Annotated in this window: 14 protein-coding genes; 12 read left to right on the forward strand and 2 right to left on the reverse strand. The window is 74.4% G+C overall.

The window, feature by feature from the left end:
* Nucleotides 1-82 precede the first annotated feature (82 nt).
* Complete coding sequence (locus tag OG871_RS23440) at nucleotides 83-1,033, forward strand: NAD-dependent epimerase/dehydratase family protein (RefSeq protein ID WP_371498948.1); 951 nt, start codon at nucleotides 83-85, stop codon at nucleotides 1,031-1,033.
* 171 nt (nucleotides 1,034-1,204) lie between these two features.
* Nucleotides 1,205-2,383, forward strand: coding sequence for an adenylyltransferase/sulfurtransferase MoeZ (gene moeZ, locus OG871_RS23445; RefSeq protein ID WP_350637860.1), 1,179 nt, complete (start codon nucleotides 1,205-1,207; stop codon nucleotides 2,381-2,383).
* Between the two features lie 182 nt (nucleotides 2,384-2,565).
* Here moeZ and OG871_RS23450 read toward each other — a convergent pair whose 3' ends face one another.
* The gene (locus tag OG871_RS23450; protein ID WP_371498949.1) at nucleotides 2,566-5,238 is read right to left on the reverse strand and encodes a flippase-like domain-containing protein; all 2,673 of its coding nucleotides are present in this window, start codon (nucleotides 5,236-5,238) and stop codon (nucleotides 2,566-2,568) included.
* Between the two features lie 143 nt (nucleotides 5,239-5,381).
* Between OG871_RS23450 and OG871_RS23455 the strand changes: the two genes are divergently transcribed.
* The 4 genes from OG871_RS23455 (at nucleotide 5,382) to OG871_RS23470 (ending at nucleotide 13,946) form a co-directional block, all read left to right on the forward strand.
* On the forward strand, nucleotides 5,382-5,726 hold the full coding sequence (locus OG871_RS23455) for an MGMT family protein (protein WP_371498950.1): 345 nt from the start codon (nucleotides 5,382-5,384) through the stop codon (nucleotides 5,724-5,726).
* Between the two features lie 152 nt (nucleotides 5,727-5,878).
* The gene (locus tag OG871_RS23460) at nucleotides 5,879-9,328 is read left to right on the forward strand and encodes an ATP-dependent helicase (RefSeq protein WP_371498951.1); all 3,450 of its coding nucleotides are present in this window, start codon (nucleotides 5,879-5,881) and stop codon (nucleotides 9,326-9,328) included.
* A gap of 36 nt (nucleotides 9,329-9,364) precedes the next feature.
* A complete protein-coding gene (locus tag OG871_RS23465) occupies nucleotides 9,365-12,562 on the forward strand; it encodes a UvrD-helicase domain-containing protein (RefSeq protein ID WP_371498952.1) in 3,198 nt (1,065 codons plus the stop codon).
* Nucleotides 12,563-12,752: 190 nt separating this feature from the next.
* Nucleotides 12,753-13,946 carry a PP2C family protein-serine/threonine phosphatase gene (locus OG871_RS23470; RefSeq protein WP_371498953.1) on the forward strand — a complete coding sequence of 398 codons (1,194 nt, stop codon included), beginning with the start codon at nucleotides 12,753-12,755 and terminating at the stop codon, nucleotides 13,944-13,946.
* 21 nt (nucleotides 13,947-13,967) lie between these two features.
* Here OG871_RS23470 and OG871_RS23475 read toward each other — a convergent pair whose 3' ends face one another.
* On the reverse strand, nucleotides 13,968-14,948 hold the full coding sequence (locus OG871_RS23475) for an endonuclease/exonuclease/phosphatase family protein (RefSeq protein WP_371498954.1): 981 nt from the start codon (nucleotides 14,946-14,948) through the stop codon (nucleotides 13,968-13,970).
* 64 nt (nucleotides 14,949-15,012) lie between these two features.
* Between OG871_RS23475 and OG871_RS23480 the strand changes: the two genes are divergently transcribed.
* From OG871_RS23480 to OG871_RS23505, 6 genes are all read left to right on the forward strand, one after another.
* Nucleotides 15,013-15,624 carry a PadR family transcriptional regulator gene (locus OG871_RS23480; RefSeq protein ID WP_371498955.1) on the forward strand — a complete coding sequence of 204 codons (612 nt, stop codon included), beginning with the start codon at nucleotides 15,013-15,015 and terminating at the stop codon, nucleotides 15,622-15,624.
* Nucleotides 15,625-15,711: 87 nt separating this feature from the next.
* The gene (locus OG871_RS23485; RefSeq protein ID WP_371498956.1) at nucleotides 15,712-16,470 is read left to right on the forward strand and encodes an ABC transporter ATP-binding protein; all 759 of its coding nucleotides are present in this window, start codon (nucleotides 15,712-15,714) and stop codon (nucleotides 16,468-16,470) included.
* Nucleotides 16,467-19,328, forward strand: a complete 2,862-nt coding sequence (locus OG871_RS23490) for an FtsX-like permease family protein (RefSeq protein ID WP_371498957.1) — start codon at nucleotides 16,467-16,469, stop codon at nucleotides 19,326-19,328. Before OG871_RS23485 ends, OG871_RS23490 begins: the two co-directional genes overlap by 4 nt.
* A 104-nt stretch (nucleotides 19,329-19,432) precedes the next feature.
* Nucleotides 19,433-20,833, forward strand: coding sequence for a dipeptidase (locus tag OG871_RS23495; protein ID WP_371498959.1), 1,401 nt, complete (start codon nucleotides 19,433-19,435; stop codon nucleotides 20,831-20,833).
* Between the two features lie 129 nt (nucleotides 20,834-20,962).
* Complete coding sequence (nudC, locus tag OG871_RS23500; protein ID WP_371498961.1) at nucleotides 20,963-21,895, forward strand: NAD(+) diphosphatase; 933 nt, start codon at nucleotides 20,963-20,965, stop codon at nucleotides 21,893-21,895.
* Nucleotides 21,896-22,307: 412 nt separating this feature from the next.
* The gene (locus tag OG871_RS23505) at nucleotides 22,308-23,108 is read left to right on the forward strand and encodes a GntR family transcriptional regulator (RefSeq protein WP_371498963.1); all 801 of its coding nucleotides are present in this window, start codon (nucleotides 22,308-22,310) and stop codon (nucleotides 23,106-23,108) included.
* The last annotated feature ends 42 nt before the right edge of the window (nucleotides 23,109-23,150 follow it).

A 23,150-nucleotide genomic window follows, 5' to 3' on the forward strand; every position in this document is an offset into this window, starting at 1 on the left:
TCGCCGCGCCGCGGTCGACCGTCCTGTCGAGACAAGCCGCCCCGGGCGTCCGTGCCCGGGGCTTCATGGAAGGACACCCCCGATGAGGGTGCTGCTGTTGGGCGCCGACGGTTTTATCGGCCGCCGGGTCGCCGAGCGTCTGCTGGTCGATCCGGGCATGCAGGTCACGGTGCTCGGCCGACGGGACTCGGCCGACATCCGCTTCGACCTGACGGCGGGCAGTCCCGGTGCGCTGGCCCGGTTCCTGGACGCGGTGGCCCCCCAGGTGGTGGTCAACTGCGCCGGAGCGACGTACGGCACCTCGCGGTTGCTGATCCAGGCGAACACGCTGGCCGTCGCCACCGTCTGCGAGGCGATCCGGCGCAGCCGGGAGCCGGCCCGGCTGGTGCACATCGGGTCGGCCGCCGAGTACGGGCCGGTGCAGCCGGGCGGGCCGATCCCGGAGACTGCGGAGCCCCGGCCGGTCGGCCCGTACGGGGTGTCCAAGCTGGCCGGGACGGAGCTGGTGCTGGCCTCGGGGCTGGACGCCCTGGTGCTGCGGATCTTCGACGTGGTGGGGCCCGGTTCGCCGACGGCCTCGCTGTTCGGGCGGCTGGCCGAGGGCTTGCGGCGGGCGCTGGAGCAGGACGAGCTGCAGATCCGGATGCCGGACCTGTCCGGGTACCGGGACTTCGTGGACGTCCGGGACGTGGCGCGGGCGATCCAGTCCGCCGCCGTGTCGGCCGCCACCGGTGTGATCAACATCGGCAGCGGGCACGCCGTCCGGGCCCGGGAGGCCGCCCACCTGCTGGTCCGGGCCTCCGGGTTCGAGGGGTCGCTGGCGGAGGACGGCGGCCGGCCGGTGTACGTCCCCGCGCAGGCGGGCCCGGGCGGGGACGGTTTCCGGGCGTCGGAGCCGCGCCCGGTGCCGGAGTCGGTGGCCTGGCGGCAGGCCGACGTCCGGACCGCCCGGGACCGTCTCGGCTGGCGGACGCAGGTGCCGCTGGAGGAGTCGCTCGGAGACGTCTGGCTGGAGACGGCCTGCCGGGTCTGAGGGCCCGACCGGCCGCCGCCGCAAGCCTGTTGGGGCCGATCGCGGGCGCTCGGGACGGTCCCACCATCCGGTGCGGGGTGTCTCGCCCATCGGACATGCTGTCTCGGAATACCGGGGGCACGTGACACTGTTGGCGTAGGCAATACCGAACTGACGACCATCGGAGTTTCCGTGTCGCTGCCACCCCTGGTCGAGCCGGCCGCCGAGCTCACCGTCGACGAGGTCCGCAGGTACTCACGCCACCTGATCATCCCCGACGTGGGCATGGACGGGCAGAAGCGCCTCAAGAACGCCAAGGTGCTCTGTGTCGGCGCCGGCGGCCTCGGCTCGCCCGCCCTGATGTACCTGGCCGCGGCCGGTGTCGGCACGCTCGGCATCGTCGAGTTCGACACCGTCGACGAGTCCAACCTGCAGCGCCAGATCATCCACGGCCAGTCCGACATCGGGCGCTCCAAGGCCGAGTCCGCCCGCGACTCGGTCAAGGAGATCAACCCCTACGTCGAGGTGATCCTGCACGAGGACCGCCTGGACAACTCCAACGTGATGGAGATCTTCGCCGGCTACGACCTGATCGTGGACGGCACGGACAACTTCGCCACCCGGTACCTGGTGAACGACGCAGCGGTGCTGCTCGGCAAGCCGTACGTGTGGGGCTCGATCTACCGCTTCGACGGCCAGGCCAGCGTGTTCTGGGCCGATCACGGTCCCTGCTACCGCTGCCTCTACCCGGAGGCCCCGCCGCCGGGCATGGTCCCGTCCTGCGCCGAGGGCGGCGTGCTGGGCGTGCTCTGCGCGTCCATCGGCTCGATCCAGGTCACCGAGGCGATCAAGCTGCTGGCCGGTGTCGGCGAGCCGCTGGTCGGCCGGCTGATGATCTACGACGCCCTGGAGATGACCTACCGCCAGGTGAAGGTCCGCAAGGACCCGAACTGCGCGCTCTGCGGTGAGAACCCGACGGTCACCGAGCTGATCGACTACGAGGCCTTCTGCGGCGTCGTCTCCGAGGAGGCCCAGGCCGCGGCGCAGGGCGCGACCATCACCTCCAAGCAGCTCAAGGCGTGGCTGGACGAGGACGAGGACATCTTCCTGATCGACGTCCGCGAGCCCAACGAGTACGAGATCGTCTCGATCCCGGGCGCGACGCTGATCCCGAAGAACGAGTTCCTGATGGGCACCGCGCTGGAGAAGATGCCGCAGGACAAGAAGATCGTGCTGCACTGCAAGACGGGCGTGCGCTCGGCCGAGGTGCTGGCCGTCCTCAAGTCGGCCGGCTTCGGCGACGCCGTCCACCTGGGCGGCGGCGTGATCGGCTGGGTCAACCAGATCGAGCCGCACAAGCCGGTCTACTAGGACCGGTCCGGGACGGGACGGCCGACCGGCCGGCCGGACTCCCGAAGCGCGACCGAAGAGCGACCGAAGAGCGACCGAAGAGCGACCGAAGAGCGACCAAAGGGCCGCCGCCTCCGCCGGGAGGTGGCGGCCCTTCGCCGTCGGTGCCGGGCTCCGCCCGCCCCGGGCCTGTCCGACAGGCCTCAGAGCGCGTTCCTGCGCTGCAGCACGTTGTAGGAGATCCAGCCCGGCATCACCGGCAGCCAGAAGGTCAGCAGCCGGTACAGGAAGACGGCGGGGGTGGCCGCGGAGGGCGGGACGTTGCCCACCGTCAGGGCGCCGATCAGGGCGATCTCGACCGGGCCGATACCACCCGGGGTGGGGATCGCGGAACCGGCCGCGTTGGCCGTCAGGAAGACCACGGCGACCGCCGAGAAGGTCATCGACCCGCCGAACGCCTGCACCGAGGCGTAGAGGCAGGAGGTGAAGCTGAGGGTCAGCAGCAGGATGCCGCCGAAGCCGCTGACCAGCTTGGACGGGGTCTGCATCAGGTCCAGCATCCGGGGCACCACGCCGAAGAACAGCGAGCGGACCCGGGTCACCACGAACCGCCGCAGCGGCGCGACCGCGGCCACCACCAGGGCCAGGACGGCGGCCGTCAGCACCCCGATGATCACTGCCCGGGAGGCGCCCAGGTCCCCGTTGGTCTGGCTCCCGGTGATCAGACCGAAGCCGAACAGCAGCAGCAGGTGCCCGGCCAGGCCGGCCAGCTGGGAGGCGCCGACGCTGGCCACCGCCTGCCCGGGGCGGATCCCGGCCTTCTGCAGGTAGCGGGTGTTGAGCGCGATGCCGCCGATCGCCGCGGGCGCCACCAGCTTGACGAACGATCCGGCCAGCTGGGCCGCCACCGTCCGCTTGAACGGCAGCCGCTCGGGCACGAACCCGGTCAGGCTCATCGCCGCCGCGACGTAGCTGGCCGCCGAGGCGACCAGTGCCACCGAGGCCCAGGCCCAGTTCATCTGGGACAGCTTCAGCTGGCCCGGCTGGATGGTGGTGAGCGCGAGGTAGGCCGCGAAGGTCAGCGCGATGACCATGATCAGCGTCTTCGGCTTGAGCCGCTCCAGCTTCGCCGGAGCCATCGGCGCCTCGGGTGCGATCTGCAGGATCTGGCCGCGGATCCGGCTCAGCAGATCCTCGCCGGCCACCGCGATGTCCTCCTCGGCCTGCTCCTGGGTCCGCTCGCCCGCCGCGACCTGCTCCAGGGCCAGCGCCTGGGCGGCGGCCTTGCGCTCCTTGGTCATCCGCTGGAGGTCGATCCGGGTCGAGCGGCTCAGCCCGACCGGCTGGAGCAGCGGCAGCGCGGCGGCCACCCGCTCGGGGCCGAGCACCCTGGTCGCCACCGCCACCGACCGCTCCGGGCCGATCCGCAGCGCGAAGGTGGTGAGCAGCTGGGCGACGTCGATCCGCAGGGTCAGGTCGCCGGCCGCGATGTCGCCGCCGGAGAGGTTGACCAGGCAGCCGGTCTTCTCGTCCATCACCAGCAGCGACTCGCCGGTCAGCCGGCGGTGCGCGATCCGCCGCTCGTGCAGGGCCCCGACCGACTCCCAGAGCGAGGCCATCACGTCGTCCGTGACCTCCTCCTCGGTGAGCTCGTCCAGCGTCCGGCCGGAGACGTTCTGGTAGACCAGGATCGCCGCGTCCGGGCCGAGCTCCGAGGTGGCCACCAGCTGCGGGGCGCGGGCGCCGGAGGCGGCGGCCGCGTAGGCGATCAGGGCTTCCTGCTCCAGCGCCTGGCGCAGCGACTGCGGGCTGCGCCGCACCGCCACCGAACGCAGCCGCAGCCGCCGCCAGGCCCGGTAGAAGAAGCCGGAGGCCTGCTGCTCGCGGTCGATGATGTGGACGTCCAGCAGTGGCCCGTCCTGCTGGGTGACCAGGTAGCGGCGGGTGTCGCCGGGGGCGTCGGGCGCGCGGTGCGCGGCGGACGGGGTGAAGCCGACCTTGCGGAGTCCGATCAGCAGGGTCTTGCCGGTCGGCCGGATGTTGGGCGAGCCGATCGCGTACAGCGTGCCGTACGCGACGGACCAGCCGATCAGGACGGTCAGCAGCAGTGAGAGCGGGGTGGTGTAACCGCTGATCAGCTCGGTCGTACCGCTGAGGATGACCACTATCCACAGCGCCACCCGCCACCGCGGGCGGCTCGACATGCCGACGGCCGTCATATAGGCGATCACCGGGGCCAGATACCCGTGCACCGGGTCGGTGAGGGTGTCCCCGGAGGCGTCCCGCAGCTGGGTGAGGGCCTCCCGGACGGTGCCGGGGGCGCCGGCCGCGACCCACCAGTCCACGCCCAGCGAGACCCCGTACGCGAGCACCGAGGCGAGCACGCCGTCGGCGACCCGCAGGCCGTCCCGTTTGATCAGCCGTTCCACCGCGAAGGCGAGCGGCACGGCCAGCACGGCCACGCTGGAGACCAGCGCGGCGATGGTGCTGAGCAGGCTCGGGACCTTGTCGGTGTTGTTCGCGATGTCGTTCTCGATGCCGGTGGTGGTCGCGACCGCGACCTGGGCCAGCACGAAGACGGCGATGATCGCGAGCACGCCGGCGATGAACCGGAGCAGGTCGGACGGGCGGTGCGCGCGGGGCGGGAGCAGCGGTTCGTCGATGGCCAGCCGGTGCTCGGCATGCTCCGGAGCGGGCGGCTCGTCCGGGCCGGGCCCGTCCTGCGGCCGGGCCTGCCGGGGCGTGCGGCGGGGGGTGAGGTCCGGCGCCTTGTCCAGCGAGACGGCCTCGGGTTCGGTGTGCTCGGGGCCCGCAGAACCGTCGGTGGCGGACTCGTCCGAGCCCTTGTCCACGTTCACGTCTGCCGTCCCGGTCATCTGGTCTTGTCCTTGTATCATCGCGCGCTGCCCCGAAGATGCTGCCATGCCGCGGCGTCCGGTGCTGGACAGGGGGCGCATCGGGCGCGGCGGATCATCCGCGAGGGGTCCCGAAATCGACCGGATGCGGAAGAATGCGGCAGATGAGCGAGCCCTCCGACCTCCACCCCGCAGGCGCCGGGCACGACCTGCCGCCGTTCGCCGAGGCCGTCCTCGACCTCACCGAGCGGATCCCGCCCGGCCGGGTCATGACGTACGGGGACGTCGCGGAGTACCTGGGCCAGGGCGGCCCGCGCCAGGTCGGCCGGGTGATGGCGCTGTACGGTGCCGCGGTGCCCTGGTGGCGGGTGATCCGCGCCGACGGGCGGCCGCTGCCCGGCCACGAACTCCGGGCGCTGCCCGAGTACCGGACCGAGGGCACCCCGCTGCGCACGGTGGCCGGCGAGCCCCGGGTCGACCTCCGGCAGGCCCGCTGGGACGGGCGGTAGCGAACCCGCTCCGGCACGCCCCCGATCCGGTCGAACCGGGTGCGCGGGCGGGAATGACGGGGCAGGATCGTAGGCTCGATACGGGCGGGCCCCACGAGGCCCGCCCCGACGCTGACCGAAGCACCACCGCAGTACGACCGTTCTGGACCGCATTGACCTCCCCTTTCCGCCTGGTGCGCAACCCGCTCGCGCAGCCCGCCCCGCCTGTCCTGGACCAGTATCAGCAGGCGGTGGTCGAGCACGCCTCGGGCCCGCTGCTGGTGCTCGCCGGGCCCGGCACCGGGAAGACCACCACGCTGGTGGAGGCCGTCGCCCGCCGGATCGCCGACGGTACCGACCCGGAGCGGATCCTGGTCCTCACCTTCAGCCGCAAGGCGGCGATGGAGCTGCGCGACCGGATGACCGCGCGGGTCGGCAACGGCCTCGCCCCGCAGGCGACCACGTTCCACTCGTTCTGCTACGCCCTGCTGCGCGCCCACCAGAGCCCCGAGGAGTACGCCGAGCCGCTGCGGCTGCTCTCCGGCCCGGAGCAGGACGTGATGGTCCGCGAGCTGCTGGCCGGTGACGCCGAGGACGCCCGGCTGGGCGTCGGCCGGATCGGCTGGCCGCTCGACCTGCGGGCCTGTCTGACCACCCGCGGTTTCGCCGACGAGGTCCGCGCGGTGCTCGCCCGCAGCCGCGAGCTCGGCCTCGGCGAGGCCGAGCTGTCCCGCTTCGCCGACGGCGTGCAGCGCCCGGACTGGGCCGCCGCCGCCCACTTCCTCGCCGACTACCTGGACGTTCTGGACCTGCGCGGGGTGCTCGACTACGCCGAGCTGGTGCACCGCGCGGTGCTGCTCGCGGAGCGTCCCGAGGTGCGGGCGCAGCTGCGGCAGCGGTACGAGGTGGTCTTCGTCGACGAGTACCAGGACACCGACCCGTCCCAGGTGCGGCTGCTGCGGCAGCTGGCCGGCGACGGCCGGGACCTGGTCGCGGTCGGCGACCCCGACCAGTCGATATACGCCTTCCGCGGCGCCGACATCAACGGCATCCTCGACTTCCCGCAGACCTTCCGACGGACGGACGGCGGCCCCGCCGAGGTCAGGGTGCTGCGGGTCTCGCGGCGCTCCGGCGCCGTCCTGCTCGCCGCGTCCCGGGAGCTGGCCCGCCGGATGCCGATGGGCCGGCTCCCGGCGGACAAGCTCGCCCAGCACCGTGCGCTGCTGCCCGCCCAGGAGGGCGGCCGGGTCGAGGTGTACACCTGTCCGACGCCCGGCACCGAGCTGGACACGATCGCCGACCTGCTGCGCCGCGCCCACCTGGAGGAGGGCGTGCCCTGGGGCGAGATGGCGGTGCTGGTCCGGGCCGGCGCCAGGTCCATCCCGGGCGTCCGCCGGGCGCTGACCTCCGCCGGGGTGCCGCTGGAGATCGACGGTGACGACCTGCCGCTGCGCGAGGAGCCGGCCGTCACCCCGCTGCTGCTGGCCCTGCGGGTCTGCGCCGAGCCCGTCGAGGCGCTCACCGCGGAGCTCGCCCACACCCTGCTCACCGGCCCGCTCGGCGGGCTGGACGGCTCCGACCTGCGGCGCCTCGGCCGGGCCCTGCGCGAGGAGGACCGGCTCGCGCTGCGGGCGGCGGCCCGCGCGGCCGAGCGTGGTGCCGAGGAGTGGGCGGACGGCGAGTGGGACCTCACCGAGCCCGAGCCGGAGGCGGAGCCGGAGCCGGAGCCGCAGTACGAGTCCGCGCCCCGGTCCGAGGGCGGGCTGTCGCGCCCGGCCGTCCCCGCCCAGCGGCGGGAGGGTGCCCGCGGACCGCTTCCGCGGGCGCCGCGCGCCGCCGAGGAGCTGATCCGCGAGGCGCTGGCCGAGCCCGAGCGGCTGGTCGCGATGGAGCCGCTGTACGCCCGCCGGGCACGCGACCTGGGGATGCTGCTGCGCAAGGTCCGGGAGTTGCTGGCCGGTGGCGGCAGCGCCGAGGAGGCGCTCTGGGAGCTGTGGGACGGCAGCCGCCGCTGGCGGGAGCGGCTGGAGCGGGCCGCCCTGCGCGGCGGCGCGGGCGGCCGCAACGCCGACCGCGACCTGGACGCGCTGTGCGCCCTGTTCGAGACCGCCGCCCGGGCCGAGGAGCAGGTCGCGGGGCACCGCGGCGCGGCCGAGCTGCTGGCCGAGCTGGAGGCCCAGGACATCGCCGCCGACACCCTGACGGTCCGGGCCGTGCGCCCGGACGCCGTCCGGCTGATGACGGCGCACCGCTCCAAGGGGCTGGAGTGGCGCCTGGTCGTGGTGGCCGGCGTCCAGGAGGGTCTGTGGCCCGACCTGCGCCGCCGCGGCTCGCTGCTGGAGGCGGACCGGATCGGGCGGGACGGCCTGGCCGAGCCGCTCTCCCCGGCCGCGCTGCTCGGCGAGGAGCGCCGGCTGTTCTACGTCGCCGCGACCCGGGCCAAGGAACGGCTGGTCGTGACCGCGGTCAGGGCCCAGGCCGAGGACGGCGACGAGCCGTCCCGGTTCCTGCGCGAGCTCTATCGCGAGGAGCTCGACCCGCGGACCGGCCGGGTGCGCGGCAGGACCCCGCAGGTCACCGTGGAGGACGTCACCGGCCGCCCGCGCCGGCCGCTCTCGGTGGCCGCGCTGGTCGCCGAGCTGCGCTCGGTCACCGTCGACCCGGCGGCGCCGCCGGGTCTGCGGCAGGCCGCCGCCGAGCGGCTCGCGCTGCTGGCGGCCGCCGCCGACGAGGACGGTGTGCCGCTGGTGCCGGCCGCGCACCCGGACCGCTGGTGGGGCCTGCTCGACCAGAGCGCCGCACCCGAGCCGCTGCGCGAGCCGGGGGTGCCGGTCCGGCTGTCCGGCAGCGGGCTGGAGCAGTTGGAGAGCTGCGCCCTGCAGTGGTTCCTGGACAAGGACGTGAAGGCGGCCACCGGCACCACCGCCGCCCAGGGCTTCGGGAACGTGGTGCACGCGCTGGCCGACGAGGTCGGCTCCGGCCGGACTCCGGCGGACCTCGCGGTCCTGATGGAGCGGCTCGACACGGTCTGGGACGCGCTGGCCTTCGACGCGCCGTGGAAGTCCCAGCAGGAGAAGACCGAGGCCCGCTCCGCCCTGGAGCGCTTCCTGCACTGGCACGTGCTGGAGCGGGACCGCACCACGGTGGCCACCGAGCACGGCTTCGACCTGACCCTGACGGTGGGCGGGGTCGCCGTCCGGATCCGCGGCTCGATGGACCGGGTCGAACAGGACTCGGTGGGCCGCGCGTACGTGGTCGACTTCAAGACCGGCAAGCGGATCCCCACCGACAAGTCGCTGCCCGAGCACAAGCAGCTGGCGGTCTACCAGCTGGCCGTCCGCAACGGCGCGCTGGACGGCCTGCCCGGCTTCCCCGAGGGGGCCGCGGCGGGTGGCGCCGAGCTGGTCCACCTGCGGGAGCCCGCCAAGCGGGACGCCGAAGGGCCCAAGGTCCAGCACCAGGGCCCGCCGGACGGCGAGCCGTGGATCGAGAACCTGCTGGCCGACGCGGCCGGCCGGGTGCTGGCCGAGCGCTTCGTGCCGACCGCGGGCGAGAACTGCGCCCGGTGCTCCTTCCGCGCCAGTTGCTCCGCCCAGCGGGACGGCCGACAGCTGGTCGAGTGACCCGCACTGTCGGTGCTTGCGGTTAGCGTTGTCGGCGTGCAAGCCGTGCTCACCCACCCCGACCAGCTGAAGGACCTGCTCGGCATTCCCTTCAACCGGGAGCAGATGCTGGCCATCGGCGCCCCGCTGGAGCCTGCCGTGATCGTCGCGGGCGCCGGGTCCGGGAAGACCACGGTGATGGCCGCCCGGGTGGTCTGGCTGGTCGGCTCGGGCGCGGTCCGGCCGGAGCAGGTGCTCGGCCTCACCTTCACCAACAAGGCGGCCGGCGAGCTCGCGGAGCGGGTCCGCAAGGCACTGCTGCGGGCCCAGGTGCTGGAGCCGGGGGAGGACTCCCTCGGCGAGCCGGAGATCTCCACCTACCACGCCTTCGCGGGCCGGCTGCTGAAGGAGCACGGGCTGCGCCTGGGCATAGAACCGGACGTCCGGCTGCTCGCCGACGCCACCCGCTTCCAGCTCGCGGCCAAGGTCCTGCGCTCCGCCCGCGGCCCGTTCCCCGGGCTGACCGGTACCTTCTCCGCGCTGGTCGCCGACCTCATCGCGCTCGACGGCGAGCTGGCCGAGCACCTGGTCGAGCCGGCGGCGCTGCGCGCGTACGACGAGGAGCTGCTGGACACCCTCGCCACGGTGCGGCTGAGCAACGAGGACCTGCGGGCCGTTCCCACCGCCGCCCGGGCCCGGCAGGAGCTGCTGCACCTGGTCGAGGACTACCGCGGCCGCAAGCGCTCGGCCGGCCTGATGGACTTCGGCGACCAGATCGCCGCCTCCGCCCGGCTCGCCCAGCAGCGGCCCGAGGTGGGCCGGCTGCTGCGGGAGCAGTTCCGGGTGGTGCTGCTGGACGAGTACCAGGACACCTCGGTCGCCCAGCGGCTGATGCTGGCCGGCCTGTTCGGCCGGGGCGAGGACTCCGGCCACCCGGTCACCGCCGTCGGCGACCCGTGCCAGGCGATCTACGGCTGGCGCGGGGCCTCGGTCGCCAACCTGGACGACTTCCCGGTGCACTTCCCGCGCCGCGACGGCACCCCCGCCCCCCGGTACGCGCTCAGCGAGAACCGCCGCAGCGGCGGGCGGCTGCTCGACTTCGCCAACCGGCTCGCCGCCCCGCTGCGTGCCATGCACGAGGGCGTCGAGGCCCTGCGCCCGGCCCCCGGCGTCGAGCAGGACGGCTTCGTCCGCTGCGCGCTGCTGCCCACCCACGCGGAGGAGATCGGCTGGCTGGCCGACTCGGTCGCGCATCTGGTCAGGACCGGCACCGCGCCCGGCCGGATCGCCGTCCTGTGCCGCGGCGGCGCCGCGTTCCCGGACATCCACGCCGCCCTGGTCGCCCGCGAGGTGCCGGTCGAGGTGGTGGGCCTGGGCGGGCTGCTGCAGCTGCCCGAGGTCGCCGACCTGGTCTCGGTCTGCGAGGTGCTCCAGGATCCGACGGCCAACGCCGCGCTGGTCCGGCTGCTGATCGGCCCGCGCTGGCGGATCGGCCCGCGCGACCTCGCCCTGCTCGGCCGCCGGGCCGCCGACCTGGTCCGCACCGAGCGGCTGCCCGGCGCCGACCCGCTGGCCGCCGCCGTGGCGGAGACCGACCCGACCGAGGTGGTCTCGCTCGCGGACGCGCTGGAGACCTTCCTGGAGGCCCAGCCCCCGGACGAGCTGCCGTTCTCCCCGGAGGCGAAGATCCGCTTCGCCCGGCTCGCCCGCGAGCTGCGCGAGCTGCGCCGCTCGCTGGCGGAGCCGCTGATGGACGTGCTGCACCGGGTGCTGGCCGCCACCGGCCTGGAGGTGGAGCTGGCCGCCTCCCCGCTGGCGCTGGCCGCCCGCCGCAGGGAGACCCTGCACAGCTTCCTGGACATCGCGGCCGGCTTCGCCGACCTGGACGGCGATCCGGGGCTGTCCGCCTTCCTGGCCTTCCTGCGGGCCGCCCAGGAGTACGAGCGAGGGCTGGACAACAGCCTGCCGGGCGGCGAGGACACCGTGAAGGTGCTCACCGCGCACAAGTCCAAGGGCCTGGAGTGGGACGTGGTCGCCGTCCCCGGCCTGGTGAAGGACGTCTTCCCCGGTAGCAAGGGCCGCGAGCGGTGGACGAGCACCAAGAAGGTCCTGCCGCACGCCCTGCGCGGGGACACGGCCACCCTGCCGGTGGTGACCGGCTGGACGGCCAAGGAGCTCGGCCTGTTCAAGAAGGAGATGGCCGCGCACTCCACCACCGAGGAACTGCGGCTCGGCTACGTGGCCTTCACCCGGCCGCGCTCCCTGCTGCTGGCGAGCGGCCACTGGTGGGGGCCGAGCCAGAAGCGCCGCCGGGGGCCGTCCGACTTCCTGCGGCAGCTGCGGGAGTTCTGCGAGCGGCCGGGCTGCGGCGAGGTCGAGCGGTGGGCCGAGGAGCCGCTGCCGGACGCGGAGAACCCGGTGCTCACGGTGTCGGTGGAGACACCGTGGCCGCTCCCGCTGGACCGCGGTGCCCAGCAGGCCCGCCGCCGGGTCGCCACGGTGGTCCAGGCCCGGCTGGCCGGGCAACCCGGCCCCGAGCCGGTCGGACTCACCCCCGAGAGCCTGCGCACGGTGGCCTCCTGGGACCGCGACCTGACCTCCCTGCTGGGCGAGTTGGAGAAGTCCCGGCGGACCGTCCGCGAGGTGCCGCTGCCGGGCTCGCTGTCCGCGTCCCAGCTGATGCGGCTCGCGGCCGACCCGGACGGCTTCGCCCGCGAGCTGGCCCGGCCGATGCCGCGCCCGCCGCAGCCGGCCGCCCGCCGCGGCACCCGCTTCCACGCCTGGGTGCAGTCCCGGATCGAGCCGCTGCTGCTGATCGAGCCCGGCGCGCTGCCGGGGATGGACGAGGACGGCATCGAGGACGAGCGCGACCTGGCCCGGCTCAAGGAGGCCTTCCTGCGCAGCCCGTACGCCGCGCGCCGTCCGCTGCGGGTCGAGGCGCCCTTCCAGCTGATGCTCGCGGGACGAGTGGTGCGCGGCCGGATCGATGCGGTCTACCGGGAGAGTGACGGTGGCTCAGCGTCGCCGGAGTCGTCACGCTACGAGGTCGTGGACTGGAAGACCCACCGGGAGGAGACGGCCGACCCGCTGCAACTGGCCATCTACCGGGTGGCCTGGGCGGAGCAGGCGGGCGTTCCGGTGGAGCAGGTCACGGCTTCCTTCCTGTACGTCCGCAGCGGGCGGGTCGAAAGACCGTCAGGACTTCCCGACCGAAAAGAGTTGACCCGGCTTCTGATCGGGAATAGTGAAGAATGAGTCACTCAGAGCATCCAAGTCGTCACGGGATCACGCGAAACCCGTGTGCTGTGCACGTTTCGCGCCTATTGTGGGGTCGGTAACCGGTCACGTCCGTGCGCCGACCCACCGGCAGGGACGCAGTCCCTGACTTTCCGTCATCACTGCAGGTGTCCCCCGGCACCGGCCACCTTCGCTGGAGAGACCGACGTTGAGCGCGACCGGATGGATCAGAGAACGGATCGCCGGGCCGGCCCCCGGGCCGCTCCCGGGTACGGCGACGGGTACCTGGCCGAGACTCTCCCACGCGCTGCCGCTCATCGGCATGCTGCTGGTGGCCTCGCTGGACTGGTTCAGCAACAACCGGGTGACGGTGGAGCCCGCCCTCACCGCCGTGCCCGCCCTCGCCGCGGTGGTCAGCCGGCGCACCTGGTACCCGCTGTTCATCGGCGCGGTGGCCGAGGCGGTCGCCTTCCTGATGGCCGCCTACAACCAGGTGCTCGGCGAGTCCGTGCACACCGCCACGGTGCTGGCGATCGCCCTGGTGGCCGGGATCGGCTGGGTCAGCGCCACGCTCCGGCTGCGCCAGGAGCGCGCGCTGGCCGAGGCCCAGCTGGTCGCCGAGATCGCCAGACGGGTGCTGCTGCGCTCCGTCCCGGACCGGGTCGGCAGCGTCCGGGCCGCCGTGCACTACGCGGCCGCCGCGGCGCACGCCTCGATCGGCGGCGACCTGTACGAGGTGGTCAACACCCGGCACGGCGTCCGGGCGGTGGTCGGCGACGTCCGCGGCAAGGGGCTGAACGCGGTCGAGACGGCCGCGGCCGTCCTCGGCGCCTTCCGTGAGGCGGCCCATCAGGAGCCCGCGCTCGAACGGGTGGCCGGCTGGCTGGCCGTCAGCCTGGACCGTGCGCTGCACGAGAACGACCACCCCGGTGTGGAGGAGGAGTTCGTCACCCTGGTGCTGATCGGGGTCTGCCCGGACGGCAACGCGGAGATCGTCAACTGCGGCCACCCCGGGCCGATGCTGATCCGCACCGACGGGGAGCTCGAACTGCTGGAACCGGCCGAGCCGGTACCGCCGCTCGGCGTGCTCGACCCGGCCGACGTCCGGCCGCCGATCCAGCGGGTGACGTTCCGGCCCGGCGACCGGGTCCTGCTCTACACCGACGGCGTGATCGAGGCCCGCGACGACCGCGGCGTCTTCTACCCGCTCGGCGAGCGGCTGCCGGGGCTGGCCGTCGGCGGGCCGGTCGAGGTGCTGCGCCGGTTGCACGAGGACGTGGTGCGGCACGTCGGCCACAAGCTCGGCGACGACGCCGCGATGCTGCTGCTCCAGTACGAGCCGACGGGGTGCAGGCTCCCGCACCAGGCGGGGCAGCAGGCGGCGGGCGCGGTCACGCCCTGAGGAAGCGCCCGGCGTGGCCGGCTACAGCGTGACGTCCACCACCAGGGGGCGGTGGTCGGAGACGGCCGTGCGCGGGGTGACCGCGGGGCCGACCGCGCGGCGGGGCACGCCGACCGCCAGCACGTGGTCGAACTGAACGGCCGGCCGGTGCGAGGGGTAGGTCGGTGTGCGGGCCAGGTCGTACCAGCCCTGCAGGCGCGGTCGCGGCTCGCGCCCCCGGCGCCGTCGCGGGCCGGGCTGGGCCGCGCGGGCCCGGCGGGCGGCCCGCAGCTCCCGGATCCGTGCCTGCGAGGTGGTCCGCTCCAGGGCGCTGGCGCTGCCGAGCACGGTGCGCGGCACCGCGCCGATCAGGTTGAAGTCGCCGAGCACCAGGTAGGGCCTGGGGAGGTCGGAGATCCACCGCCGGATCCCCGCGAGCTGGGCGACGTTCCACCCCGGCACGAAGGACAGGTGGGTGGCGACCACGGTGAACGGGCCGTGCGTCCCCTCCAGGACCGCCGCCAGCGTGGCCCTCGGCTCGTCCGGCACGGTGGTCAGTCCGCGCCGGCCGGCCACGCGCAGCGGCAGCCCGAACGGTGCGGGGGCGAACCGGCGGGCCCGCCAGTGGTGCACCGGCAGCCGGGTGAGCAGGGCGGTGCCGTACGCGGGCAGGTCGGTCGAGGTGTCGACCTCGGCCGGGCCGTAGACCTGCAGGCCGCTCATGGCCGGGTCGGGCAGCCAGCCGGCCACCGGCGCGGGGCGGCCGTGCACGGCGGCCGCGAAGCGCCAGTCCGAGGCGCCCATCGCCTTGGCGGCGACGGCGGTCTGGTCGACCAGGCCGGACCGCTCCTGGTGCCGGTCCACCTCCTGGAGGGCCAGCACGTCCGCGTCCAGCCCGGCGACGGCCTCGCCGAGCGGTCCGCCCGGGTCGGCCGCGTCGTCCGGGAACGGCAGCGGACTGCCGTCGGCGGCCAGGGGCTGACCGTGCAACAGGTTGAAGGTGGCGATGCGCAGCTGGCTCACACCGTACGACGGTACCGGGTGCCGGGCTTGAGCAGTTTGCGCATACCGGGTATACATACGTGGTATGTCCATCCGTCATGGTCTTCTCGCCCTGCTCGACCAGGGCCCGCGCTACGGCTACCAGCTCCGTACCGAGTTCGAGGCACGTACCGGTGCCACCTGGCCGCTCAACGTCGGCCAGGTCTACACCACGCTGGGCCGCCTGGAGCGCGACGGCCTGGTCGTCCCGGCCGGCGAGGACGAGGAGGGACATCTCTTCTACGCCGCCACCGATGAGGGACGCGCGGAACTGCGCCGCTGGTTCGACACCCCGGTGCCGCGGACCAATCCGCCCCGCGACGAACTGGCGATCAAGCTCGCGATGGCGGTGACCGTGCCGGGCGTCGACGTCCCGGCCGTGGTCCAGGGCCAGCGCCGGCACAGCATGAAGGCCCTCCAGGACTACACCCGGCTCAAGGGCCAGGCCCTGGCCGCCGACACCGGACGCCACTCCGACCTGGCCTGGCTGCTGGTGCTGGAGCAGCTGATCTTCCAGACCGAGGCAGAGATCCGCTGGCTGGACCACTGCGAGACCCGATTGGTCCGGCGACTGGAGCAGGAACAGGAACAGGAACAGAGCGAGGCGGCCGCGGCGGCGAAGCCCGCGCCGGCCGGGCGCCGCCGCTCCCGGCTCTGACCGCCCGCCACGTCCCCGACCCTTCCGGCCCGGACGGCCGGTACCACCACGAACCGACGAACCGCCAAGCGCAGGGGGAATCCGACCATGTCTCAAACCGAAGCGCCGGTGCTGCACCTCGAACAGGTCAGCCGCGTCCACGGCCACGGAGCCGCCCAGGTGCACGCCCTGAGGAGCGTGGACCTGCGGGTGCACCCGGGCGAGCTGGTCGCCGTGATGGGCCCCTCCGGCTCGGGCAAGTCCACCCTGCTGACCCTGGCCGGCGGCCTCGACTCGCCGACCGGCGGGCGGGTGCTGGTCGAGGGCGTCGCCCTGGGCGAACTCACCCGCAAGCGGCAGGCGGAGGTCCGCCGGCGCTCGGTCGGGTACGTCTTCCAGGACTACAACCTGATACCCGCCCTGACCGCCGCCGAGAACATCGCACTCCCCCGTGAGCTCGACGGCATGTCCGCGCGGGCCGCCCGGCGGGAGGCCGTGGCCGCGCTGGAGGAGCTCGGCATCCACGAGCTCGCCGACCGCTTCCCCGACGACATGTCCGGCGGCCAGCAGCAGCGGGTGGCGATCGCCCGGGCCCTGATCGGCGACCGCCGGCTGGTGCTCGCCGACGAACCGACCGGCGCGCTCGACTCCACCACCGGCGAGACCGTGCTCTCCGTGCTCCGGGCCCGCTGCGACGCCGGCGCCGCCGCGATGATGGTCACCCACGAGGCCCGGCACGCCGCCTGGGCGGACCGGGTGGTCTTCCTGCGGGACGGTCGGCTGGTCGACGAGACCGCCCGGCAGGACGCCGCGAGCCTGCTGCTCACCGCCGCCACCAACAGCGTCAAGGGCAGCGAGGAGCTGTGAGGCTCACCGCCTGGCGGGCCACCCTGCGGATCGCCCGCCGCGACGCCCTGCGGGCCAAGGGCCGCAGCGCCCTGGTCCTCGCCATGATCGCGCTCCCGGTGCTCGGCGTCACCGGCGCCGACGTGGTGTTCCGCAGCTCCCAGCTCAGCCCGTCCGAGGCCGCCACCCGGCAGATGGGCCGCGCCGACGCGCTGCTGTACGCGGACCAGCTCGGCAGCACGGTGCTGCAGGAGCCCGACGCCAGGCAGGGCCGCACCAGCGACGGGCCCGAGAAGGGCAAGGAGCCGACCCCGGAACAGCGCCGCGGCGCGGCCGCGACCGACCCGGCCGCCCTGGCCAGGGAACTGCTCCCGGCCGGGACGGTGCTGGTCCCGGTCGTCGACGGCAGCGGTGCCTCGGCCACCAGCCGCGACGGCCGGCTCCGGGTCGGCACCTCCGAGGCCGACCTCGCGGACCCGGTCTGGCGGGGGAGGATCAACCTGACCTCGGGCCGGCCGCCCGCCACGCCCCAGGAGCTGGCCGCCACCGGCGCCTTCCTCGACCGGGCCAAACTCAAGGTCGGCGACACCACCACGCTGCGGGGGCTGGAGACCAGGCCGTTCACCATCACCGCCGCGGTCGAGTACCCCGACACCCTGAGCACCCCCGAGCTGGTCGGCCTGCCCGGCGCGCTGATCGAGCCGCTCAGGGCCGCCCAGCCCAAGCGGGACGACCGCACCTCGACGACCGGGCGCTGGCTGGTCCAGCTCCCCGCCGGGGCCCGGTTGGACTGGCCGAAGGTGCTGGAGCTCAACAAGTACGGCCTGGCGGTCACCTCGCGCGCCGTCCTGATGGACCCGCCGGCCCGCTCCGAGGTGCCCTACTTCGTCGAGATGGACCGCCACGGCGGCGGCGGCATCGACGAGACCGGGCTGATCATCCTGGGGACCGTGGTCGGCATGGCCCTGCTGGAGATCGTCCTGCTGGCCGGGCCCGCCTTCGCGGTCGGCGCCCGGCGCTCGCGCCGCCAGCTCGGCCTGCTCGCGGCCGGCGGCGGCGACCGGGCGCACGTCCGGGCGGTCGTGCTCGGCGGCGGTGTGGTGCTCGGCCTGGCCGGCGCCGTCGTCGGGGTGGTGCTCGCGGTCGCCCTGGTGGTCGCCACCCGGCCCTGGCTGGAGGTGCAGGGCGGCACCCGCTTCGGCCACCTCGGCATCCACCCGCTCGACCTGCTCGGGATCGCGGCGATCGGCCTGGTCACCGGCCTGCTCGCGGCCGTCGTGCCCGCCGTCCAGGCGTCCCGGCAGGACGTGGTGGAGGCGCTCACCGGGCGCGGCTCGATCAAGCCCGCCAGCCGCAAGCTGGCCGTGCTCGGTCTGCTGATGGTCGGCGGCGGCGCGGCGCTGGCCCTGCTGGGCGCCGGCACCGGTGTCGGCGGCCGCTCCACCTCGGTGCTCGGCGGCTCGGTCGTCGCCGAGCTCGGCATGGTGGCGCTCACCCCGGTGCTGGTCGGCCTGTTCGGCCGGCTGGGCCGGCAGATGCCGCTCGCCCCCCGGCTGGCGCTGCGTGACGCGGTCCGCCACCGCGGCCGGACCGCGCCGGCGGTCGCCGCCGTGATGGCGGCGGTGGCGGGCTCGGTCGCGGTCGGGATCTACACCGCCAGTGCCGAGCAGGAGGGGCGTCGGGACTACCGGGCGATCATGCCGGCCGGCGCGGTGTCGGTCGCCATCGGTTACGGCCCGGAGGCGGACCCGGCGCGGCTGCCCGCGCTGCGCGCCGCGGTCGAGGAGTCGATGCCCGACCTCGGCTCGCGCGGGGACGTGTTCACCACCGGCTACCAGGGCGACTGCCGGACCGGGGACGGCTGCGGCAGCGTCTCGGTCGCCGTCCCGAAGGAGCGCCGCTGCCCGGTGACGGACCCGGACCGGGAGCCGCGGGTCGCGTTCGGCGACCCGGAGTACCAGCGGGTCGTGACCGAGGATCCGCGCTGCTTCGAGCGCCGCTTCGCGCTGGGCGGTGCCACCTACGGGCAGGTGCCGGCCGGTGACGCCACCATGCTGCACCACCTGTTCGGGGTGGACGATCCGGCGGCGGCTCAGGCCCTGGCCCAGGGCAAGGCCGTGGTCTTCGACCAGGTCTTCGTCAAGGACGGCCGGATCACCCTGGAGCTGACGGAGCGCTCGGAGGAGCCCCGGGTCATGGCCCCCGTGCGCCGGGGCGAGGGGCCCCGGCCGACGGTCCACCAGGTCGCCGTGGACGCGGTGCTGGTCAGCGCCCGCACGCCCGGCATGGGCGCGGTGGTCAGCCCCGAGACCGCTCGGCGCCTCGGCCTGGAGACGACCGAGGCCGGTTCGGTCTGGCTGCCCGAGGCCGCCCCGAGCGACGGCGCCGAGCAGAAGGCCTCGGCCGCCGTCGCCAGGATCGACGACTCGGCCGAGCTGGAGGTCGAGCGCGGCTACCGGTCGAGCCGGACCCTGGTCACCCTGGGCCTGACCGGCTTCGCGGCGCTGGTCGCGCTCGGCGCGGCCGGGATCGCCACCGGCCTCGCGGCGGCCGACTCCCAGCGCGACCTGGCCACCCTCTCGGCGGTCGGCGCGACCGGGGGCATCCGGCGCCGGCTGGCGGGCTTCCAGTGCGGGGTGATCGCGGCGATGGGCGCGATCCTCGGCACGCTCGCGGGGATCGTCCCGGCCGTGGCGCTGCGGAAGATCGAGGCCGCCTCCGCGTCGGGCCTGATGCCGGCCGGCACAGCGAGGGAAGCGGTGATCGCCTTCCCCTGGCCGAACATCGCGATCACGCTGGTCGGGCTGCCGCTGCTGGCGACCCTGCTGGCGATGGCGCTCACCCGGTCCCGGCTGGTCATGGTCCGCCGCGACGCCTGAGCGCTCCGGACCCGGCCCCGGACCCCGTCGAGTGACGGAGGTTACGGGGCCGGTGGCCGGAGGCCGTGGGCGTCGGCCCACCCCGGCGAACTAAAGTCGTCCGTATGACGAAAACCCCGGACAGCGCCGTCCGCTCGTACATCGACCAGCACGAGGCCGGTTTCCTGCAGGACCTGGCCGACTGGCTCCGCATCCCCTCCGTCTCCGCCGACCCCGGGCTGGCCGGCGAGGTCCGCCGGTCGGCGCAGTGGCTGGCGGCGAAGCTGAGCGAGACCGGATTCCCGGTCGCCGAGGTGTGGGAGAGCGACGGCCTCCCGGCCGTGTTCGCCGAGTGGCCGTCGGACGACCCGAACGCCCCCACCGTCCTGGTGTACGGGCACCACGACGTGCAGCCGGCCGCCAAGGAGGACGGCTGGGCGACCGACCCGTTCGAGCCGACCGTGATCGGCCGTCAGCTCTTCGCCCGTGGCGCCGCCGACGACAAGGGCCAGGTGTTCTTCCACACCCTGGGCCTGCGCGCGCACCTCGCCACCACCGGCCGGACGGCTCCGGCGGTCAACCTGAAGCTGCTGGTGGAGGGCGAGGAGGAGTCCGGCTCGCCGAACTTCGTCGCGCTGGTCCGTCGCGAGGCCGAGCGGCTGGCCGCCGACGTGGTGGTCATCTCGGACACCGGGATGTGGGCCGAGGACACCCCGACCGTCTGCACCGGCATGCGCGGCCTGGCGGACTGCCAGATCGACCTCGCCGGCCCGGACACCGACATCCACTCCGGCTCCTTCGGAGGCGCGGTGCCCAACCCGGCCGCGATCGCGGCCGAGCTGGCCGCGGCGCTGCACGACGCCGACCGGCGGGTGGCGATCCCCGGCTTCTACGACGGCGTGGTCGAGCTGACGGACGAGGAGCGCGCGCTCTTCGCCGAGCTGCCGTTCGACGAGGCGCAGTGGCTGCGGGTGGCCAAGTCGTACGGCACCCGGGGCGAGAAGGGCTACTCCACCCTGGAGCGGGTCTGGGCCCGGCCGACCGCCGAGGTCAACGGCATCTGGGGCGGCTACACCGGCCCCGGCGGCAAGACCATCGTCCCGGCCGACGCGCACCTCAAGCTGTCCTTCCGGCTGGTGGCCGGCCAGGAGGTGGAGAAGGTCCGCGAGGCCGTCCGCGCCTGGGTGGCCGAGCGGGTGCCGGAGGGCATCCGCCACGAGATCGTCTTCCCGGGCGCCACCCGGCCGTGCCTGACCCCGCTGGACCACCCGGCGCTGCAGTCCACCGTCCGGGCGATGGGCCGGGCCTTCGAGCAGAAGATCCTGTTCACCCGTGAGGGCGGTTCCGGGCCGGCCGCGGACCTGCAGGACGTGCTCGGCGCGCCGGTGCTGTTCCTGGGCATCTCGGTGCCCTCGGACGGCTGGCACTCCGTCAACGAGAAGGTCGAGCTCGACCTGTTGCGCAAGGGGGTGGAGGCCACCGCGTACCTGTGGGGCGACCTCGCCGAGAACTGGCCCCGGGCGTGAACGCCCGGACGTCCCCGAGCACCCGGACGTCCCCGAGCACGCGGACGCCGCAGTGCCCGGCCGGCCGCCGGCCGGCCGACCCCAGACCGATGATGACCGACCCTGACGATCCGAACGGGATGGACCGAGTTGAGCAGCGTGCCTGACAGCAAGCACCTGGCCCTGGCCCGCGCCGGGGTGGACCGGGCCGCACAGCACCGCTTCGACGAGCCCTGGCTGGCCGCCGCCTGGAGCCACCCCAGCACCAAGGTGCTGCCGATCTCCGGCGGTGAGGCTTTCGTGGTCGACACCGAGGGCGGCAGCGAGCTGGTCCTGCTGCCCTCCTTCGAGGCGCCGCAGACGGGCGACCGCTACTTCCTCGGCACCGACGAGGACGGCGTCTCCTACTTCGGGCTGGCCTGCGAGAGCCTGCCGGGCCGGCTGGACGGCGACGCCCGCCCGGCCGGGCTGCGCGAGGTCGGGGCCACCCTCTCGGACCGCGACGCCGGCCTGCTGGTGCACGCGGTGGCGCTGGAGCACTGGCACCGGCTGCACAGCTTCTGCTCCCGGTGCGGCCACCCGACCGAGAAGGCCGGGGCCGGGCACGTCCGCCGCTGCACCTCCTGCGCGGCGGAGCACTACCCGCGGACCGACCCGGCCGTGATCATGCTGATCACCGACGGCGAGGACCGCTGCCTGCTGGGCCGTCAGGCGATCTGGCCGGAGGGGCGCTGGTCCACGTTGGCCGGATTCGTCGAGCCGGGCGAGTCACTGGAGCAGGCGGTGGCCCGGGAGGTGCTGGAGGAGGCCGGGGTCCGGGTCGGCGAGGTACGGTACGTGGCCAGCCAGCCGTGGCCGTTCCCGTCCAGCCTGATGCTCGGGTTCATGGGCACCGCCGAGCCGGGCGGCACCACGATCACGGTGGACGGCGAGGAGCTGGCGGAGGCCCGCTGGTTCTCCCGCGAGGAGCTGCGGGCGGGGATGGCGGCGGGCGAGATCCTGCCGCCGTCCGGGATCTCGATCGCCCGGCACCTGGTCGAGCTCTGGTTCGGTGAGCCACTGCCCTCGGCTGCGCGCTGGTAGCGGCGGGATTCGAGGCCACTTTCGAAAACATTTCGGAAGCAGGTCGACACAAAGGGGCGTGCGGATTTATCCGTGCGCCCCTTCTGTTTGGGTTCGCAATCATTTTCCGGACGGCGCCCAGACCGGGCGTACTCGAACAGTCTGCCCCCGTGTGCGAGACGGGTGTCGGGTGCCTGGGCCGGTGGCGGCAGGCCCCGGATCGGCTGCGGATCCGCTGCGGATCCGTGCCCTGCGGGTCCGGCGGTGGCCGCGGCCTGCTGCGGGAGGCGGCGATCGGTCGGTCGAGGTGTGCGGGCCGCGGTGAATTCGACGGTAATCGACCGGGCCTCGGCCGGTCCCCGAATCGGCGGGCCTGGCCGATATTGGCGGGTTTCGCTGAAACGGTGCAAGCCGAATGGCTACATTCTCTCGGGTGACAATCCCTCGCGGCGGCGTGCCGTCTCCCAAGTACCAGCGCCTCGCGGCCGACCTGCGCCGCCGGATCGAGGCCGGTGAGTGGCAGGGCGGTGCCCAGCTCCCGGTCGAGAGCGAGCTGGAACACCACTACGGCGTGGCCCGCAACACCGTCCGGCTCGCGGTCGACCTGCTGGTCAACGAAGGCCGGCTGGTGCGGCTCCAGGGCAAGGGCACCTATCTGAAGCAGCAGCCGCTGCTGGACCACCGGGCCTACGCGCCCGCCCGCGTCCCCGGGCAGCGGGACTCGCTGGCCGCCCCCTCGGAGGTCTACACGACGGAGGCCCGGGCGGCCGGGCGCAGGCTCACGGTGGACTTCGAGATGCTCGTCGTCCGGGCCCGGGCGGACATCGCCGGATGGCTGGGCCTGGCGCCCGGCGAGGCCGTGGTGGTGCGCCGGCAGCTGCGGATGACGGACCGCGAGCCCTACTCGATCGAGGAGAGCCACTACCGGGCCGGGCTGGCCGCCGGCACCTCGCTGATGGAGCCCGAACCGGTGCCGGGCGGGGACGAGGCGGCGCTCGCCGCGATCGGCCGGACCGAGACCGGCGGTGTCGACCACCTGGTCTCCCGGATGCCGGGGCCGGCCGAGGCGGCCTGGTTCGAGATCGGCCCGGGGGTGCCGCTGCTGGTCCAGACCCGGGTCGCCTCGGACCGGCGCGGCCCGGTCCGGGTGATCGAGACCCGCTACGCGGCCGACCGCTGCCGGCTGGTGTACGGCCTGGGCGAGCCGGTCGGCCGGCCGTACGACTTCCGCTGACGACCGCTGACGACCGCTGACGACCGCTGACGACCGCGGCCC

The sequence above is a fragment of the Kitasatospora sp. NBC_00374 genome (assembly GCF_041434935.1).
Classification (GTDB): Bacteria; Actinomycetota; Actinomycetes; order Streptomycetales; family Streptomycetaceae; genus Kitasatospora.

Bases quoted from the DNA above. Each gene is read 5' to 3' on its own strand.
- OG871_RS23450 (WP_371498949.1), bottom strand. From the start codon at position 5,238: ATGACCGGGACGGCAGACGTGAACGTGGACAAGGGCTCGGACGAGTCC.
- OG871_RS23480 (WP_371498955.1), top strand. From the start codon at position 15,013: ATGTCCATCCGTCATGGTCTTCTCGCCCTGCTCGACCAGGGCCCGCGC.
- OG871_RS23485 (WP_371498956.1), top strand. From the start codon at position 15,712: ATGTCTCAAACCGAAGCGCCGGTGCTGCACCTCGAACAGGTCAGCCGC.
- OG871_RS23455 (WP_371498950.1), top strand. From the start codon at position 5,382: ATGAGCGAGCCCTCCGACCTCCACCCCGCAGGCGCCGGGCACGACCTG.
- OG871_RS23495 (WP_371498959.1), top strand. From the start codon at position 19,433: ATGACGAAAACCCCGGACAGCGCCGTCCGCTCGTACATCGACCAGCAC.
- OG871_RS23440 (WP_371498948.1), top strand. From the start codon at position 83: ATGAGGGTGCTGCTGTTGGGCGCCGACGGTTTTATCGGCCGCCGGGTC.